General features: G+C 70.9%; 18 protein-coding genes, 1 tRNA gene and 1 riboswitch. Of the genes, 7 read left to right on the top strand and 12 right to left on the bottom strand.

Features of this window, described 5'->3' with window-relative positions:
* Positions 1-19 precede the first annotated feature (19 nt).
* A complete protein-coding gene (locus GA0070603_RS19400; protein WP_167544565.1) occupies positions 20-1,021 on the top strand; it encodes a C40 family peptidase in 1,002 nt (333 codons plus the stop codon).
* 63 nt (positions 1,022-1,084) lie between these two features.
* On the opposite strand, the gene GA0070603_RS19395 is transcribed toward GA0070603_RS19400, so the two are convergent.
* Positions 1,085-3,079, bottom strand: coding sequence for an N-acetylmuramoyl-L-alanine amidase (locus tag GA0070603_RS19395; protein WP_244282558.1), 1,995 nt, complete (start codon positions 3,077-3,079; stop codon positions 1,085-1,087).
* A 241-nt stretch (positions 3,080-3,320) separates the two neighbouring features.
* Positions 3,321-3,458: riboswitch (cyclic di-AMP (ydaO/yuaA leader) on the top strand.
* A gap of 11 nt (positions 3,459-3,469) precedes the next feature.
* Here GA0070603_RS19395 and GA0070603_RS19390 point away from each other — a divergent pair.
* Complete coding sequence (locus GA0070603_RS19390; protein WP_091316096.1) at positions 3,470-4,507, top strand: C40 family peptidase; 1,038 nt, start codon at positions 3,470-3,472, stop codon at positions 4,505-4,507.
* Between the two features lie 71 nt (positions 4,508-4,578).
* Here GA0070603_RS19390 and dcd read toward each other — a convergent pair whose 3' ends face one another.
* Entirely contained in the window at positions 4,579-5,157 is a 579-nt protein-coding gene (gene dcd, locus GA0070603_RS19385) for a dCTP deaminase (RefSeq protein ID WP_091316093.1), read from the bottom strand.
* Positions 5,158-5,235: 78 nt separating this feature from the next.
* Here dcd and GA0070603_RS19380 point away from each other — a divergent pair, with 78 nt between their 5' ends.
* Positions 5,236-5,781, top strand: coding sequence for a pyridoxamine 5'-phosphate oxidase family protein (locus GA0070603_RS19380; protein ID WP_091316085.1), 546 nt, complete (start codon positions 5,236-5,238; stop codon positions 5,779-5,781).
* Between the two features lie 69 nt (positions 5,782-5,850).
* Here GA0070603_RS19380 and GA0070603_RS19375 read toward each other — a convergent pair whose 3' ends face one another.
* Positions 5,851-6,834, bottom strand: coding sequence for a zinc metalloprotease (locus GA0070603_RS19375; RefSeq protein ID WP_091316082.1), 984 nt, complete (start codon positions 6,832-6,834; stop codon positions 5,851-5,853).
* A gap of 241 nt (positions 6,835-7,075) precedes the next feature.
* Between GA0070603_RS19375 and GA0070603_RS19370 the strand changes: the two genes are divergently transcribed.
* A tRNA-Gly gene (locus GA0070603_RS19370) sits at positions 7,076-7,149 on the top strand.
* A gap of 230 nt (positions 7,150-7,379) precedes the next feature.
* Here the strand turns inward: GA0070603_RS19370 and GA0070603_RS31545 are convergent.
* Positions 7,380-7,550 carry a hypothetical protein gene (locus GA0070603_RS31545; protein ID WP_167544564.1) on the bottom strand — a complete coding sequence of 57 codons (171 nt, stop codon included), beginning with the start codon at positions 7,548-7,550 and terminating at the stop codon, positions 7,380-7,382.
* Positions 7,551-8,109: 559 nt separating this feature from the next.
* On the opposite strand from GA0070603_RS31545, the gene GA0070603_RS19360 reads away from it, so the two are divergent.
* Positions 8,110-8,628: a WapI family immunity protein gene (locus GA0070603_RS19360; RefSeq protein WP_091316076.1), complete on the top strand. Its 519-nt coding sequence runs from the start codon at positions 8,110-8,112 to the stop codon at positions 8,626-8,628.
* Between the two features lie 236 nt (positions 8,629-8,864).
* Complete coding sequence (locus tag GA0070603_RS19355; RefSeq protein ID WP_091316073.1) at positions 8,865-9,512, top strand: MOSC domain-containing protein; 648 nt, start codon at positions 8,865-8,867, stop codon at positions 9,510-9,512.
* Between the two features lie 6 nt (positions 9,513-9,518).
* Here GA0070603_RS19355 and GA0070603_RS19350 read toward each other — a convergent pair whose 3' ends face one another.
* From GA0070603_RS19350 to GA0070603_RS19315, 8 genes are all read right to left on the bottom strand, one after another.
* Positions 9,519-10,361, bottom strand: a complete 843-nt coding sequence (locus GA0070603_RS19350; RefSeq protein WP_091316070.1) for a hypothetical protein — start codon at positions 10,359-10,361, stop codon at positions 9,519-9,521.
* Positions 10,362-10,459: 98 nt separating this feature from the next.
* Positions 10,460-10,840 (bottom strand): VOC family protein, encoded by a 381-nt coding sequence (locus GA0070603_RS19345; protein ID WP_091316066.1) that lies wholly within the window; start codon positions 10,838-10,840, stop codon positions 10,460-10,462.
* 91 nt (positions 10,841-10,931) lie between these two features.
* The gene (locus GA0070603_RS19340; protein WP_091316063.1) at positions 10,932-11,708 is read right to left on the bottom strand and encodes a DUF4111 domain-containing protein; all 777 of its coding nucleotides are present in this window, start codon (positions 11,706-11,708) and stop codon (positions 10,932-10,934) included.
* A 20-nt stretch (positions 11,709-11,728) separates the two neighbouring features.
* Positions 11,729-12,460 (bottom strand): DUF899 family protein, encoded by a 732-nt coding sequence (locus tag GA0070603_RS19335; protein ID WP_091316059.1) that lies wholly within the window; start codon positions 12,458-12,460, stop codon positions 11,729-11,731.
* A 69-nt stretch (positions 12,461-12,529) separates the two neighbouring features.
* Positions 12,530-13,018: a GNAT family N-acetyltransferase gene (locus tag GA0070603_RS19330; RefSeq protein ID WP_091316055.1), complete on the bottom strand. Its 489-nt coding sequence runs from the start codon at positions 13,016-13,018 to the stop codon at positions 12,530-12,532.
* Positions 13,018-14,016 carry an aldo/keto reductase gene (locus GA0070603_RS19325; RefSeq protein ID WP_091316052.1) on the bottom strand — a complete coding sequence of 333 codons (999 nt, stop codon included), beginning with the start codon at positions 14,014-14,016 and terminating at the stop codon, positions 13,018-13,020. The genes GA0070603_RS19330 and GA0070603_RS19325 overlap by 1 nt, the downstream gene beginning before the upstream one ends.
* Before the next feature lie 67 nt (positions 14,017-14,083).
* Positions 14,084-14,470 carry a VOC family protein gene (locus GA0070603_RS19320; RefSeq protein WP_091316049.1) on the bottom strand — a complete coding sequence of 129 codons (387 nt, stop codon included), beginning with the start codon at positions 14,468-14,470 and terminating at the stop codon, positions 14,084-14,086.
* Positions 14,467-14,823, bottom strand: a complete 357-nt coding sequence (locus tag GA0070603_RS19315) for a DUF1801 domain-containing protein (RefSeq protein ID WP_091316044.1) — start codon at positions 14,821-14,823, stop codon at positions 14,467-14,469. Before GA0070603_RS19315 ends, GA0070603_RS19320 begins: the two co-directional genes overlap by 4 nt.
* Positions 14,824-14,936: 113 nt before the next feature.
* On the opposite strand from GA0070603_RS19315, the gene GA0070603_RS19310 reads away from it, so the two are divergent.
* The gene (locus GA0070603_RS19310) at positions 14,937-15,830 is read left to right on the top strand and encodes a LysR family transcriptional regulator (RefSeq protein ID WP_091316040.1); all 894 of its coding nucleotides are present in this window, start codon (positions 14,937-14,939) and stop codon (positions 15,828-15,830) included.
* Positions 15,831-15,836 lie beyond the last annotated feature (6 nt).

Genomic DNA, 15,836 nt, shown 5'->3' with positions numbered 1-15,836 from the left:
GTCCGTGCCGGTGGCAACCATGCCCCCTGAACGTCACGCCCCGAGCCAGCCCCCCGGCCGCCCCGCCGGGTTCCACCGGGTGGTACGCCGTCTCCTCACCGTGGTCGCCGCCGTCGCGGTCGGCGCCGGGCTGCTGGCGGCCCCGGCGCACGCGGCGCCGTCGGTGGACGAGATCGACGCCCAGATCGACAAGCAGTGGGAGCAGCTGGAGCCCACCATCGAGCAGTACAACAAGGTGCGCGCCCAGCTCAAGGTCAACCAGAAGAAGTCGGCCGACCTCGAGAAGAAGATGGTGCCGCTCGAACTGGAGTCGGCGCTGGCCATGAACAAGGTCGGTGACATCGCGGCCCGCTACTACATCCAGGGCCCGTCCCAGGACCTCGGCGCGCTGCTTGTCAACACCAAGCCCGGCACGCTCGCCGAGCAGTTGGTCATCCTCGACCGGCTCGCCGACGACCAGCGCCGGCAGATCGCCGGCGTTCTCGCCGTCCGGGACAAGTACAACAAGCAGAAGCAGAAGCTGGACGCGCTGATCGCGACCGAGCTGAAGCAGAAGGCGGACCTGGAGACGAAGAAGAAGCAGATCAACGCCGAGATCAAGCGGCTGACCGCGATGCTGCCGGTGACCTCGATCCGCCCGGCGGGCTGCCCGGCCATCGACGGTGTGGTGAGCAGCGCCGCTCGCACCGCGATCAAGACGGCGTGCGCCCAGGTCGGCGACCCGTACGTGTGGGGCGCCACCGGCCCGAACTCCTTCGACTGCTCCGGTCTCACCCAGTACGCCTACAAGGCGGCGGGCATCTCGCTCACCCACTTCACCGGCGCCCAGTGGAACGAGGGTCGGGCGGTCTCCCGAGCCGAGGCCCGACCAGGGGACCTGGTCTTCTTCTTCAGCGACCTGCACCACATGGGCCTCTACCTGGGCAACAACATCATGGTGCACGCGCCCCGGACCGGAAAGCCGGTCCAGGTGTCCAGCATCAACACCATGCCGGTCGCCGGGTTCCGCAGGCCGTACTGATCCGCCCGCGCAGCACGAAGGCCCCCGGTCCACGCGGACCGGGGGCCTTCGTCGTCAGGTCGGTCAGGCGGGCGCGCCGACCGAGGCGGGCAGGACCTGGACGTCGTCGAGGTTCACGAACATCACGCGGTGGCCGAACTGGATCTGCACGTACCGGTTCTCGCCGCGGATCACCGTCCAGTCACCCGGCGCGGAGCCGTCGAAGGTGACCGCGCGGTAGTACTCGCCCGGCAGGACCCCGCCGACCGCGTACCGCTGGCCCGCCGAGAGGCTGTACTGCAGCGGGGAGATGGTCTGGTACGGAACCCCGGCCGGGTAGGCCGCCCGCTCGGGGTAGGCGCGCCCGTACACCGGGATGGTGGTCTTCCCGTCCCTGGGCGTCACCACGAAGCCGTTGGCCCACTTGGCCGTCGGCGCGGAGGCCGGGTTGTAGAACCAGGCCTTCTGGTTGAGGTACCAGATCGCGGTCCAGTCGCCCTGGATGTCCGCGAGGGCGTACGTCTGGCCGGCCGAGGCGCGGGCGCCGTGGTCGGAGATGTACATGGTGTCCGGCGTGCCGTTCGGCCGCAGACCGAGGTCGTTGACCAGCGGGGCGGTCGCGCTCGGCGCCGTACGGAGGATGACCGCCGAGGAGCCGCGCAGCGGGCACGGCGCGGCCGGCGGCGTGGGCTTCGGCACGCCCGGCGGCTGCTGGTTGCAACCGGTGAAGGCGGGCTGGTTGGTGGCGAAGTCCGGGTCGATGGTGACCAGGCCGGTGTGCGGCGTGCCGGTGGAGTGGAATGGCGCCTTCATGAGGTCGAAGTAGTGCGACCAGTCCCAGTACGGGCCCGGGTCCCAGTGCATCCCGGCCACGGTGCCGGCGGTGGTGCCGGGCACGTTGTCGTGGCCGATGATGTGCTGCCGGTCCAGCGGGATCTGGAAGCGCAGGGCCAGGTGACGGACCAGCTTGGCCGACGCCCGGTACATCGCCTCGGTGTACCAGGTGCCGTGACCCGCGAAGCCCTCGTGCTCCAGGCCGATGGACTTGGCGTTGACGTACCAGTTGCCGGCGTGCCAGCCGACGTCCTTGGCCTTGATGTGCTGGGCGACGTAGCCGTCCACCGAGCGCAGCGTGTAGTGCCAGCCCAGGTAGTCGGCACGCTTCACCAGGTCGACACTCGGGCGGAAGTAGCCCTCGGTGTCGTGGATGACGATGTACTCGATCTTCTGCTGGGCCGGCCGGTTCCCGAGGTCGTGGTTGCCGTAGTCGCCCGGGTCCGCGCTGAGCTGCTCGTAGGGGGCGGGGATCCACTCACAGGCCAGCCGGACCGGGCACTCCAGGCCGTCCGGCCGCTCGGCGCGGCGCAGCCCCAGCTTGTGCAGCCCGGACTGGTCCGGCGTCACAGTGGTGGCGGCCAGGGTCACCCGCTGGCCGTCGTCGGTGGTCCGGGTCGCGCCGAGGCCGAGCTGGTCGTAGACCTCGTCGGCGAAGGCCGCCGCCGCGTCCTCGGTGTCCGCGCCGGAGTAGCGGGCCACCGCGCCGTACCAGGCCGCCGGGTCGGTGCCGGCGCCGACCGGCGCACCCAGGTCCTTCTGGTACGAGGCCAGCAGCGCCGCCCCGCCCCGGATGTTCGCGGCCGCGTCGGTGCGCAGCGTCTCCTCGGCGAGGCCGGTGAGCGCCGCGGCGGCGTCGACCGTCTGCAGGGACGCCTGCGGCAGCACGTCCTCCGCCGGCGCCGACGCGATGGCCGGGTCGAGGGTGAGCGGGCGCGAGTCGTCGCCCCGCGGGTCCTCGTCCTCGTCGACGTGGCCGCTGGCCGGCGTCGAGAGGACGTGCTGGGCGTCGGTGAGATGCATCGGGCCGTAGCCGCCGCTGGTGCTCGGCTGGCCCGGGTGGGTGTCCCAACGCGATTCCAGGTACGAGACGCCGAGCAGGACGCTCTGCGGCACGCCGTACTCCGCCGCGGCGGCGGCGTACTGCTCCTGGCGGTCGGTGGCGGGTTGGGTGAGCGGTTCCGCGGCCACCGGACCGGTGGCCACAAGCGCGGTGGCCGCCGCGACGGCGGCTGCCAGCAGCATCCGTCTGCCCGACGGCGGGGGTGAGAGGTGCATCGAACCTCCAGACAGGGATGGGGGTCACTGCGTCCTCACCCTCGCCCCGCACACCCCCCAGGTCAATACCTTTCCGACAGGTAATCTGCCGTGAAAAAAACCTTCGGGTACGGAGTGTCACGGCGACTTGGGTTGCGGATCGGTAACGGTCATCTCTACTCTGGTCAATCGTCGGCCGCCAGTTTCACCGTCCAACCCGGGTGGTGACGGTCCGACACCGCCGAGTCGCCTCCGGGCGAGCCGGGGACCCAGGTACCTGGGGTGAATCCGCAGCCACTGCGGTAGGGCGGCTCCCTTCCCGCCCGAACCCGTCAGCTAACTCGGTAGGCGGGCACGAAGAAGGAGTACGGAAGCCCGGTGGCACACCATGCCCCGCGGCCACCGTCGGGCCGGTCGGTCGACCGGTCGACGGCTGCGCCGCGTTCCCGCTGGTCCCGCTTCACCACCGTCCTCGCCGCCCTGGCCGGCACCGCCGTCGTCCTGACCGGCGGCGCCACGGCGGCCCACGCCGAACCGTCGGTCACCGAGATCGAGCGCCAGATCGACCAGGACTGGAACAAGCTCGAACCGATCATCGAACAGGTCAACGCCACCCGCGAGCAGCTCGCCGCCAAGCGCAAGCAGGCCGACGCGCTCGCCAAGCAGATCGCCCCGCTCCAGGCCCGGGTGGACGCCGCACTCGGCCAGGTGGGCGGCCTCGCCGCCGACGCGTACAAGGGCGACAACAACCTCTCCACCGTCAACGCGCTGCTGGGCAGCCGCTCCCCGAGTGAGCTGGTGGACGGCCTCGCACTGCTCGACCGCTTCGCGAACCGCCAGCAGGCGCAGGTGCGGACCGTCGCCGAGCTGCGCGACCAGCTGGCCGCCAAGAAGCAGCCGCTGGACCAGATGATCGGCGAGCTGGCACGCACCGAGGCGCAGCTCGCGGCGAAGAAGAAGCAGATCGACGCCGAGATCGTCAAGCTCCAGAAGCTCCGGCTCAAGGTCTACGGCAGCGGCGGTGGCGGTCCGCTGCGCCCGGCCCCCTGCCCCGCCGGCTACCCCGGTGGCCCGGCCGGCGTCGCGGTCAAGTTCGCCTGTGCCCAGATCGGCAAGATCTACGTCTGGGGCGCCGCCGGCCCGGATCACTACGACTGCTCCGGCCTCACCATGGCGGCCTGGGCCAAGGCCGGCGTCTCGCTGCCGCACAACGCGCGGCAGCAGCACGACGTGACCAGGCGGGTGAGCCGGAGCGAGCTGCGTGCCGGCGACCTCGTCTTCTACTACAGCGACCTGCACCACGTCGCCATGTACGTCGGTGACGGCTGGGTGGTGCACGCCTCCCAGTCCGGTAAGCCGATCACGATGAAGCGCGTCGACGACGGCCAGATCAACAGCTACGGTCGCCCGGGCTGATGTGCAAGGAGGGGCCCCTTCTTAACGCCTCCGGTATAGGAAGGGACCCCTCCTAACAGCCGGTCGATGAGTCAGCGGGTCGGCCAGGTGCGCCAGTTCTGCCAGGACCGGCTCGGGGTGGGGCCGCGCTGGCCCTGGTAGCGGGAGCCGTAGACGGCCGAGCCGTACGGGTGCTCGGCCGGCGAGGAGAGCCGGAAGATGCAGAGCTGGCCGATCTTCATGCCCGGCCAGAGCGTGATCGGCAGGTTCGCCACGTTGGACAGCTCCAGCGTGACGTGGCCGGAGAAGCCCGGGTCGATGAAGCCGGCCGTGGAGTGGGTCAGCAGGCCGAGCCGGCCCAGGCTGGACTTGCCCTCCAGGCGCCCGGCGAGCTGGTCGCCGAGCGAGATCACCTCCAGTGTGGAGGCGAGCACGAACTCGCCCGGGTGCAGCACGAACGGCTGGCCCTCGGCCACCTCCACCATCGAGGTGAGGTCGTCCTGTTGCACGGACGGGTCGATGTGCGTGTAGAGATGGTTGTTGAAGACCCGGAACAGCCGGTCCAGACGTACGTCGATGCTGGACGGTTGCACCAGCGTGGGCTCGAAGGGCTCCAGCGCGAGCGTGCCCGCCTTGATCTCGGAGACCAGGTCGCGGTCGGAGAGCAGCATCGGAACACCATAGCGACCGGTACGGGTGACCTGCGTGTCGGACTACATCTTCGTACACCTGTTCGATAGAATGTCCGCATGGCTTCCTGGTCCGAATTCGCCGCCGACGAGCCCCGCCTCGCCGACGAGATCCGCCTCCTGTTGCAGCAGTACGGGCCGGGTTTCGGCTACCTCGCCACGGTCCGCGCCGACGGCGGCCCGCGGGTGCACCCGGTCTCCCCGGTCATCACCGACGACGGGCTCTGGTGCTTCGTCATCGACTCGCCCAAGCGCCGCGACCTCGAACGTGACGGCCGCTTCGCGCTGCACTCCTTCCCGCCGGAGGAGAGCGACGACGAGGCCTACGTGGCCGGCCGGGCCCGCCCCGTGACCGACCCGGCGACCGTGGCCCGGGTGGCCCGGATCGGCCGGGCCGCGCCGCAGGGCGACTGGCGGCTGTTCGAGTTCACCGTCGACGTGGCGATGCTGACCCGGCGCGACCAGGTGACGCGGCCCGGCGGCGGCCGGCCCGAGGTGCGCGTCTGGCTCGACCCGGGGGCCGGCGCCGCGGCTCGGCGTGACCCGCTCGCCCCCGAGGGCCGGCGCGGCCGGCACGGCTTCGACACCCGCCGCCCGGCGGCCTGAACCCGCACGGAAAACCGGTGCCGGTCCCGTCCGAGGACGGGACCGGCACCGGCGTGTGGTGCGGGACGGTCAGGCCGCGCGGTAGGCGTTCCACGCGGTCAGCATGCGGCTCGCCTGACCAGGGGTGAACTGGTACATGCACGAGTCGTAGGTGTAGTCCATGAAGTTGGTGATCGGGTCCAGGCCGGCGGTGGTGCAGGTGTCGCGGCCGGTCGGGCACTCGAAGGCCGGCGAGGCCTCGGCCGGGGTGTCGGAGACGCTGTCGCCCGAGCCCGAGCAGCCACCCTGGAAGGTGTGGTAGAGGTTCAGCCAGTGGCCGACCTCGTGGGTGCCGGTGTCGCCCTGGTTGTAGTTGGTCGCCGTGCCGCCCGGCAGCGACTCGCTCAGCGCGACCACGCCGTCCATGCTGCTCAGCTTGCGCTGCGGGAAGGTGGCCCAGCCGAGCAGGTCGTCGCTCAGCTCGCCCAGGTAGAGGTTGAGCGTGTTCTTGCCGCCCTCACGCAGCGAGGTCTTCATCGAGCGCTCGGCCGAGGAACCCTGCACGATCGGGTACCAGGCGGCGTTGGTGACGTGGTGCACCTTGGTGAGCTGGAAGCTGAAGGCGGTCGGGGCGCCGCCGGTGGCACCGGCGTACGCCTTGTTCAACACGTCGATCTGCTGGGTCACCATCGAGTCCGGGATGTTGCCGCCGGCCCGGGTGCTGTCCCGCTGGATGACGTGGACGACGACGGGGATGGTCACCGTGGCGAGCGTGGTGGCCCCGGCGCCGGCGCGGAAGTTCGCCCGCTCCCGCAGCGCCGCGGCCAGGTCGGCGTCGCGCTCACGGACCTGCTTGGCGGTCAGCTCGTTCGGGTCCAGCTTGGCCGTGCCACCCTTCTTGACCCGCGCGTCCGAGTGGACGTCAGCGGGCCCGACGCAGGACGCGTCGGGGGCGGCCGAGAAGGCCGAAGCAGCGGGGACGACGCCCACGGCGGCGGTGCTGAGCAGCAGCGCGAGGGTCGTCGACGCGACGCCGGCGGTACGCCGGGTCAGCAGGTTGGGACGCAGTCCCATGGGCCCACCTCTTTCGAACGGCATGACAGGGGGTATGTCACGCCGGGTCGGAAACGTGTGGGAGACGTTACATCCGATCGAAGGATTTGAGAACGGCCATATGTTGCCGTGGTGAAACTTTCCGCTGCTGACCGGCGGTCGACGATGACAAGATCGTTTCGGTCCGGTTGCGACGCGTGATCGGGCTGCGGGGGTACCTGGGTGCAGGGAGGCGGTGGCCTCAGGTACAGTGGTGCCGCCTGCGGGTGTAGTTCAATGGCAGAACATCAGCTTCCCAAGCTGACAGTGCGGGTTCGATTCCCGTCACCCGCTCCAGCATGAGGCCCCAGCTCAGGACAGGTTTCCTGGCTGGGGCCTCATTCGTTGCCATCGCTCCGTACGCCGGCACGCTCTGCGGCTGTCCCGGTCACGGCCCGGCCGAATCGTTCGGCGACGTCCTGGATCAGCAGGTTCGACGGGGCGACGAAGGTGTCGAAGCGACCGTCGATCGACCGGTCGAGCAGCGGCTTGTGCCGCTCGGCCGGTAGGCCCGCAAGCCCGAGGAATCAGCCGAACACCTGCCGGCAGTGCCACTCCCAGGCGCCGTCGGCGCAGGTGCGGTCGACCACCACGGCGAGTAGGTGGAAAGCTGCCCGCTCCCAGGTGGCCGGGTCGGCGGGATCGGCGGCGAGTGACGGCGGAACCGGTCGAAGCGTTCGGCCAGTTCCTCCAGCCACCCCCGCCACTCGACCAGCGCCTCGGTGACCACGCTGAGCGTCTGTTCCGGGTCACCCATGCTGTCGGTGGGGCAGCACCAGGCATGGACGGGACCGCCGCCGAAGTCGGCCTCGCCGACACCCCACCGCCAGCCTGACGCCCAGTGCCCGTAGTGACCGACGATCGCGAAGCTCATCTCATCCGCCCACCGGGTGCCCTGCTGCTGCCCCCAGCTGTACACCTCCGGTCTGCCCGACCGGCCGGGTGGCCGGGTGGGGACGGCGGCGGAGGGCGGCAGTGACCGGATGACGGCCGGGGCGGTGTCCGGGTCGAACGGCTGTCGGGCCGGATCCACCTCCGCCCACGTCAGGTACCAGGGCACGATCATCGGATCCCGGCTGGGGAGGTACGGCTCGGCGTCTGGCTCGTCGGACAAACAATCGCTCCGATGGGTCGGCCTCCAACTCGCCCACCGTATTCGATCGGGCTGCGTCGACTCGACCCCATTGATCACGGTCTGGCTGGCGGCGGGTCAGGCCGCGGGCTGACTGACCGCGCAGTGCGTGAGACTCTGCTCCGGTGAAGCTGATCTCCCGTGACGGCGGATATCTCGAACTTCGGCCCGAGGGATACCAACTCGACGCCACTGACCTCGTTCGGGAAGACGAGGAGGATGATCGGGATGAGTGGCTCGTCGTCAGCTGTCGTGTCCGCATCGCCGACGGCCGCGAGTGGAGCTTCGTTCAGCCCTGCTTGACGACTGACGAGGCGGAGATGCTCGCTGTCTGGCTGGCCGGCGTAGGTGCGGGCGACGTGACACCGACGCCCGTCGCGCCGCCGGCCCGAGCCCTGCTCTCCTTCATCGAGCCCAACCTGGCCTTCAGCCTCGAAGATGCCAACCCGGCCCGGGCCCGCGTACGCGCCCACTTCTCCCACGAGAGCATGCCCCCGTGGAATCCACATCACGACTGGCCCGACTACCACGCATACTTCATCACCCTTGACGTCAGCACCGCTGACCTGCTCTCAGCAGCTCAACGATGGCGGATCGAAATCCAACCTTTCCCCACGAGGACGCCGCCAAGGTCACCTTGCTAGACGTTGCCGAATTTCCGCCCGAGATGGCGGCCAGTCCCGCGGATCCGCTGCGTTGAGCCCTAGAGAGCACCGGGGAGCGCGCTGAGCAGGCTGTCGGCGCCCTTGCGTACCGCCTCGTCATGGTCATCGAGCAGTGTCGCAAGCACCGTTTGGAGCCCGGTGCGCTGAGGATCAGCCGCCGGCGGGGGCCGGGAAATGGGTCGCTTCGGCGGGCGACCGGTCCTACCTTGCCTGCCATGAAGCTTCTGTCCGTCAATGTGGGCAAGCCACGACCCAATCCATGGAAGAAGCTCAGCGCGACAGGAATCGACAAGCGCCCTGTTTCCGGCCCGGTGGCTGTCGCCGCCCCCGGCCCGAAGGGCACCGGCGAAGTCGGTCTCGCGGGCGACCGCGTCTACGACGTGAAGCACCACGGCGGTCCCGACCAGGCCGTCTACGCGTACGCCCGCGAGGATCTCGACCGCTGGGAAGCCGAGTTGGACCGGTCGCTCACGAACGGTGGCTTCGGTGAGAACCTGACGACCGTTGGCGTCGATGTCAATCGCGCGTTGATCGGCGAACGCTGGCGGATCGGGCCGGATGTCGTCCTGGAGGTGTCCTGCCCACGGATTCCCTGTGCGACCTTCCAGGGCTGGCTGCAAGAGCACGGCTGGATCAAGCGGTTCACGGAGGCCGCGTTGCCGGGCGCGTACCTGCGTGTGATCGAGCCCGGCCAGGTCCGGGCCAGCGACCCCGTCGAGATCATGTACCGGCCCGCCCACCAGGTGACCGTCGAACTCGTCTTCCGCGCGATGACCCTCGAGCCGGAACTGTTGCCGCAACTGCTGGCCGCCGAGGCACTGCCTGAGGAAGAAAGGGAACTGGTCCGCCGGCGGTGTCCCTGAGGCCACCTATGAGGCGCCGGCCTCGCGGGAGCTGCGCAATGCGCCGACGGCCACCAGTTGCACACCGGCGAGCGCGACCGCGACCTCAACGGCCTGCGACAGCTGAGGGAAGTCCTGCGATGAGGTGCTCACCGCCACCCCCACCTGCAGGAAGGCGCCGTCGGCGGGCCTGGACATCACCCACCAGCCTGACCACGCCGCCGCGAGATCCGCGTATGCGTTGACCGCTCCGAGTGACAGCAGGACCAACCCCACCGGGAGCAGCCAGCGCCGGTCGGCCCGCCACCCGGACAGCGCGAGTGCCCCCATGGCCACGAGGGCAGCGAGCAGCGCCGGCCACACCGTCCCGAGCAGGTCGAGCAGCGGATAGCGGCCGAACTCCCGCGCGAAACTCAGCCCGAGCCAGGCGAAGAACAGCAGCGCGAGGACTGCGGTCGCCACACCCTGCCGCCTGCCGCGAGCCGGTAAGGCCAACACACCGGCCGCGAGCCCGAGAACCCCGAGCGCCAGACCCAGCGCGGCGAGCCTCTCCCGGTCGATCAACTCCCGCCAACGCGCCAACAGGGCCGCCTTCGCCCCCGTCCCGTAGGCCAGCCAGCCTGTCTCATCGACCTGCTCCTGATACCAGAACAGTCTCATCGCCGCCACCACGGCAAGAAGCCCGATACCGGCGGCGACGGCCCACCTCACGCGGCGCCCACCCCGGCTGGCCAGCACATGACCGAGCAGTGCGAGCAGCATGGCCAGGCCGAACTGCAGCGAGGAGGCCGGCATGGCGAGCAGCGCCGCCGCAACCGAGAGCAGGCCGGCCGCGACGGATGCGACGAGCAAGCCGAACGACAGACGCATGGCCGAGATCGTGACACGAGCCGGCGGTGCGCGAAGCCCCCGAACGGGGAGCCGACCGGGGACCGGCACCAGTCTCGTGTGACGGGCCTACACCGCCGTCAGAGCGGGCTGAGGCGGCGCCTGAGCAGGCAGAATTCGTTGCCTTCCGGGTCAGCGAGGACGTGCCAGGACGCATCCGCGGGCTGACCGATGTCGACGAGTTTGGCCCCGGCGGCCAGGAGACGCTCGAGCTCGGCGTCCTGATCGCGGTCGGTGGCGTTGACGTCGATGTGCAGCCGGGCAGGCCCGTTCTTCGGCTCGTCGTTGCGGATGAGGAAGATCGTCGGCTGCGGGCCGCCGAACCCCTCGCGCGGGCCGATCTCGATGCAGCCTTCCGCTTCGCGATCGAGCTCCACGAAGTCCAGGACCTCGCACCAGAACCGCGCCAGCACCTCGGGGTCGCGGCACTTGAGCACGAGTTCACTGATACGACATGCCATTTGAGCGAAACCTACTCTCAGCGTGGGAACTGCCGGTGCGAGACCGTACCGGGCGGGGTGACCAGGTGTTAAGGCTTTTTCTTCGCCGGGCTCAGTCGCCGAAGCGGCTCCAGGCGTCGTCGGCGACCGCGTTGACGCTGTCGACCGCGGCGATCAGGTCGGTCGCGGTGAACCGCTCCGCTTCGCCCGCACGCCAGCTGACGGCCCGTCGCGCGAGGTCGGCGTACTCGGGGAACAGGCCCGCGAGATATTCGCCGGCCGCGGCCTTGGAGATGATGTCGCCGTGGGCCAGCGTGTGGTGCAGCCGCGCGGGTCCCAGCACGAACCAGCTCACGAGCCCCCCGTCCATGGGGGTGTCCGGCGACACACCGGCGAGTTCCGCCGGGAAGGTGGCCGCCCTGGCCTGCCAGTACTCGCGCAGGTTGTCGAGGTTGTACCGGCGGAGCCGCTCCGGGTCGACCCGTATTCCCAGCTCGTCGACGGCCGGGCCGCGTACCGGGATGCCGTGGTGCCGCAGGGTGAGCCAGAGGGCGGGGCTCAGCTCGCCGCAGGGCGCGCCGGTCCTGAACTCGCCGTCGACCACGAACGGGACGGCCCGGCCGTCCGCCGGCCAGGACCGGGCCAGGGCGGGTTCGAGGTAGACGCCGTCGAAGTGGGGTGACCGGGGCATGCCGGCGTGGATCCGCGCGAGCTGGGCCAGATCGTCGCGGGTCGGTGGGCGCGAGGTCAGGATGACCGTGTCGACGTCGCTGGCGCCGGGCTGCCAGGCGCCGAGGGCGGCTGACTCGACGACGTAGAGCGCCCGCACATAGCCGGGCAGCGCCCGGTCGACCGCGTGCAGGTACCGCCGGGTCAGCTCCTCGATCACCCCGCTGACGGTAGCCGGGATCAATCCCCGCAGCAGGAGGCTCCGGTCGCGGCCGTGACACCCGGGCGGCTCCACTGCGCGATCGGGCGGCCGTCGAGACGCCACTGGTGCCCGCTGACCGTCGGCCACCCCTCCGGTGAGTCCTCCCATTTCTCCTGCCGGCCGTACACGGTGAGGTCGAGGGCGTGGTAGCTGGTCGTCAACGCCTCGACGCCGCGCCCGGTGGTCCAGTAGGTCTCGTAGATCCGGTTCTCGTCGTCGCGCAGGTAGCAGGCGATGAACCCGAAGCCGCGGCCGTCCACCAGGGCCGGGTCGGAGTCCCGCGCCGAGTACCAGGGGAAGCGGTAGCCCATGAACTCCGCGAACGGGGCGCTGTCGGCGTAGGAGCCCTGGCAGAACACCGCGTACGTGACGTCCCGGGCGTGCAGGTAGTCCAGCCTCTCCATGTGGCAGGTCGCGAAGGTGCATCCCTCGCACTGGTCCTCGTACGGCTTGCCGTCGTGCCACATGTGGAAGTAGGCCATCAGCATCCGGCGGCCCTCGAAGACCTCCAGCAGCGGCGTCTCCCCGGCGGGGCCCTGCACGGTGACGGGCGGCACGGGTGTCATGGGCAGCCGGCGCCGGGCGGCCGCGATGGCGTCGCCCTCGCGGGTGTGGGCCTTCTCCCGGGCCAGCAGGTGGTCACGTTCGCGCCGCCAGGTCTCCCGGTCGACGATCGGCGGCAGGGCGGTGCGCTGGGTGGAAGTCGTCATCGGGGCGGTCTCCTTCAGGCGTCCGAATCGGTCACCTTATGGACCTGCCCGCCGGACGATTCTCATCGGTCACCCGGAAGTGAGGTCGAGGACGTGCCGCAGGCAGGGCTGGCCGCCGATCAGCACCTCCTCGACCGGCACGAATCCGGTCCGCCGGAGGACCGCCAGGGACGCCGGGTTCGCCAGCGCGGCCGACGCGACCAGGCGGCGCAGCCCGTACTCGTCGCGGGCCAGGGCGCAGACTCGACGTACGCCCTCGCGGGCCACGCCGCGCCCGGTGGCCCGCTCGGCCACGCGGTAGCCCAGTTCGGCGCTGCCGTCGGCCACGTCGACCAGGTTGAACCGGCCCAGCACCGTGCCGTCCTCGTCGACCAGGACGTGGAAGTGGCACTCGCCGGCCTCCTGCTCCCTCAGCAGGCCCGCGAGCCGGTCGGCGAACTCGTCGAAGTAGTCGTCGCCCCGGTCCGGCACGAACCGGGCGAAGTACTCCCGGTTCACCCGCTCGAAGCGGAGCAACGCCGGGGCATGAAGAGGGCCGAGTCGTTCGAGTGTGGGCATCAGCCGACCGTAGCAACGCGGAGGTCGGCGAGGAGATCCTCGACGGCGGCGAACTCGTCCGGCCGCAGCGGGCCGAGGGCGAGCGCGCCGGCGTTCTGCTCGACCTGGGCGACGGTACGAAATCCCGGGATCGGGACGGTGGTCGCGCTGCGTGCCCAGAGCCAGGCCAGCGCGCCCTGGGTGGGCGTACGGCCGCCGGTGGCGAACACCTCCCGCAGGGCCTCCACCCGGGCCAGCCACTCGGGTGCCCCCGCCCCGTCGCGGAAGTACGTCATCCAGTCGTAGCTCTGCGACCGCACGTCGTCCCGGGCCACCGTGCGGCCGTCGGCGTACTTGCCGCTGAGCAGGCCCATGGCGAGCGGCCCCCGGTTGATGCTGGCCAGCCCGGCCCGCTCGCACAGTTCGATCATGGCGGGCCGGTCGGCCAGCACCGACATGTCGTGCTGCACCGCGGTGCAGTGCGGGCCGGCGGCGGCGAAGGCCGCCGCGCGTTCCGGGTCGTCGGTGCTCCAGCCGTACGCCCGGATCTTGCCGGCGGCGACCAGCTCTTCCAGTGGCTCGACCAGGTCCAGGGCCTCCGCGACCGGCAGGTCGCCGAGGTGGAGCTGGTAGAGGTCGACGTGGTCGGTCCCCAGCCGCCGCAGCGAGCCGTCCAGGCAGTTGCGCAGGTACGCGACGCTGCTGTCCGTGCCGAGCGCCTCCCGGGTCCGCTCGTCGAAGGTGAACCCCCACTTCGTGGCGATCACCACCCGGTCGCGGTCGGCGCCGAGCGCCCGCCCGAGCACGACCTCGCTGTGCCCGGCGCCGTAGCTGCTCGCCGTGTCGAAGAAGGTGACGCCGAGGTCGAGGGCCCGGTGGATGGCCCGGGTCGACTCGGCGTCGTCGACCCGGCCCCACCCGTACTGGTTGGCGCCACCGGCGTACGGGCCGCCGATCGCCCAGCAGCCCATGCCCAGCGCGCTGACCTCGATCCCGCTCCGTCCCAACGTGCGCTTCATGATCCGCTCCCCGCTCCCGCTCGTGCTGTCACCGGTTGCCACTCTCCGGCTTCGAGCGGGCTCGAAGTCAAGACCCCGGGTACCAGCGCAGTTCGACGGTGTTGCCGTCCGGGTCGCGTACGTAGATCGAGGTGGCAGTGCCCCGCGCCCCGAATCGTGGCACCGGTCCGGTCAGCACGGTGAACACTCCCGACTCCACCACCTCCGCCCAGTCGAGCGGCTCGACCACGAGGCAGAAGTGGTCGACGTTCGACCCGCCCGGCTCGCCGCGGACCAGGTCGATGATGGTGTCGGCGTTGACGCGTACCGAGGGGAAGGGCACCTCGCCGGCGCGCCAGCGGTCGACGCGTACCGGTGCCAGGCCGAGGGTGTCGCAGTAGAAGCTCAGGGACCGTTCGACGTCGGTGACGGCGAGGACCAGGTGGTCGAAGCCGGTCACCCGCACGGCGCTCACCGGGTCTCCAGCGCGTACGCCTCGCGCAGCCAGCGGGTGAACAGCTCCGGGTCGATCTCGGCGACGGTGCGCAGCTTCACCGAGGCCATCCGGCGCGCGCCCGGGACGAGCCGCCCGGAGTCGTCCGCGACGTCCTGCCCCCGCCACAGCCCGAAGGTGACGTACGCGGGGTACGCCTTGACCAGGCAGACCGGGGTCTTGCCGGGCCGGTCGCCGAGCCCCCAGACCGGGTGGCCGTGCCACATCGCGCCGGTGGCCTCCGGCAGCGCGGCCTCGATGACGGAACGCAGCTTCTCGCCGGTCTCGCGCATCGGCGCGTCGAGGCCGGTCAGATAGGTGGTGACGGGATCCATGTGGTCCTCCAGAGTGCGGTGGGAACGCCCTCAACACTCGTCCGCGGCGCCGTCCGGACCAAGACGCGATCGGGCTACGATCGTTGACCACGATTCAACGATGGGGGCCGGCGGTGCTGGAGCGGTACGAGATCGAGACGTTCCTGACCCTCGCCGAGGAGCTGCACTTCGGGCGTACCGCCGAGCGGCTGCGGGTGACCACCGGGCGGATCAGCCACGTGGTGCGGAAGCTGGAACGCCGGATCGGCGCGCCGCTCTTCGAGCGGACCAGCCGGGTCGTCCGGCTCACCCCGATCGGCGCCCGCCTGGCCGAGGAACTGCGCCCGCTGGTGGCCGGCATCGAGGACGCCGTCCAGCGCGCCGTCGACGCCGGGCGCGGGCTGGCCGGCGAGCTGCGGGTGGCGTACGTCGGTGAGTCGACCGCCCCGGTGCTGCTGCGGGCCGTCGCCCTGTTCACCGAGCGTCACCCGGACTGCGTGGTGCACGTCCACGAGGCCCCGCTCGCCACCACCCGGTCGAGCCTGCGGGACGGCTCGATCGACGTGCTGATCGCCTCGTACCCCTTCGACGGCATGGCGAACGGCCCGGCGCTGCTGCACGAGCGCCGGGTGCTCGCGGTGGCCGCGGACCATCCGCTGGCCGGCGCGGAGTCGGTGTCGCTGGAGGTGCTGGCCGACCATCCGGTGGTGCAGTACCCGGCGGTGACCTCGGCCGCCTTCAAGCGGGACCGCACCCCGGACCGGACGCCGTCGGGGCGGCCCGTGCCGCAGGGCCCGGCCGGCACCTCGTTCTCGGAGATGCTGGCCCTGGTCGCGATGGGGCGCGGGGTGCTGCCGGTGGGCGAGCAGACCCGGCACTACCACGCCCGCCCGGACCTGGCGTACGTGCCGATCCGCGACGCGCCGCCGATCAGTCGCGGTCCGGTCTGGCTGGCCAGCAACACCACCACCCGGGTACGCGAGTTCGTCCGCGCCGCGGTCGACGCCAACCCCGCCCCGGAGGCCTGAGGCTGT

It is taken from the genome of Micromonospora chersina (assembly GCF_900091475.1).
Lineage (GTDB): Bacteria > Actinomycetota > Actinomycetes > Mycobacteriales > Micromonosporaceae > Micromonospora > Micromonospora chersina.
The sequence above is the reverse complement of the archived record's forward strand: the minus strand, read 5'-3'. Positions and strand labels throughout refer to the sequence as shown.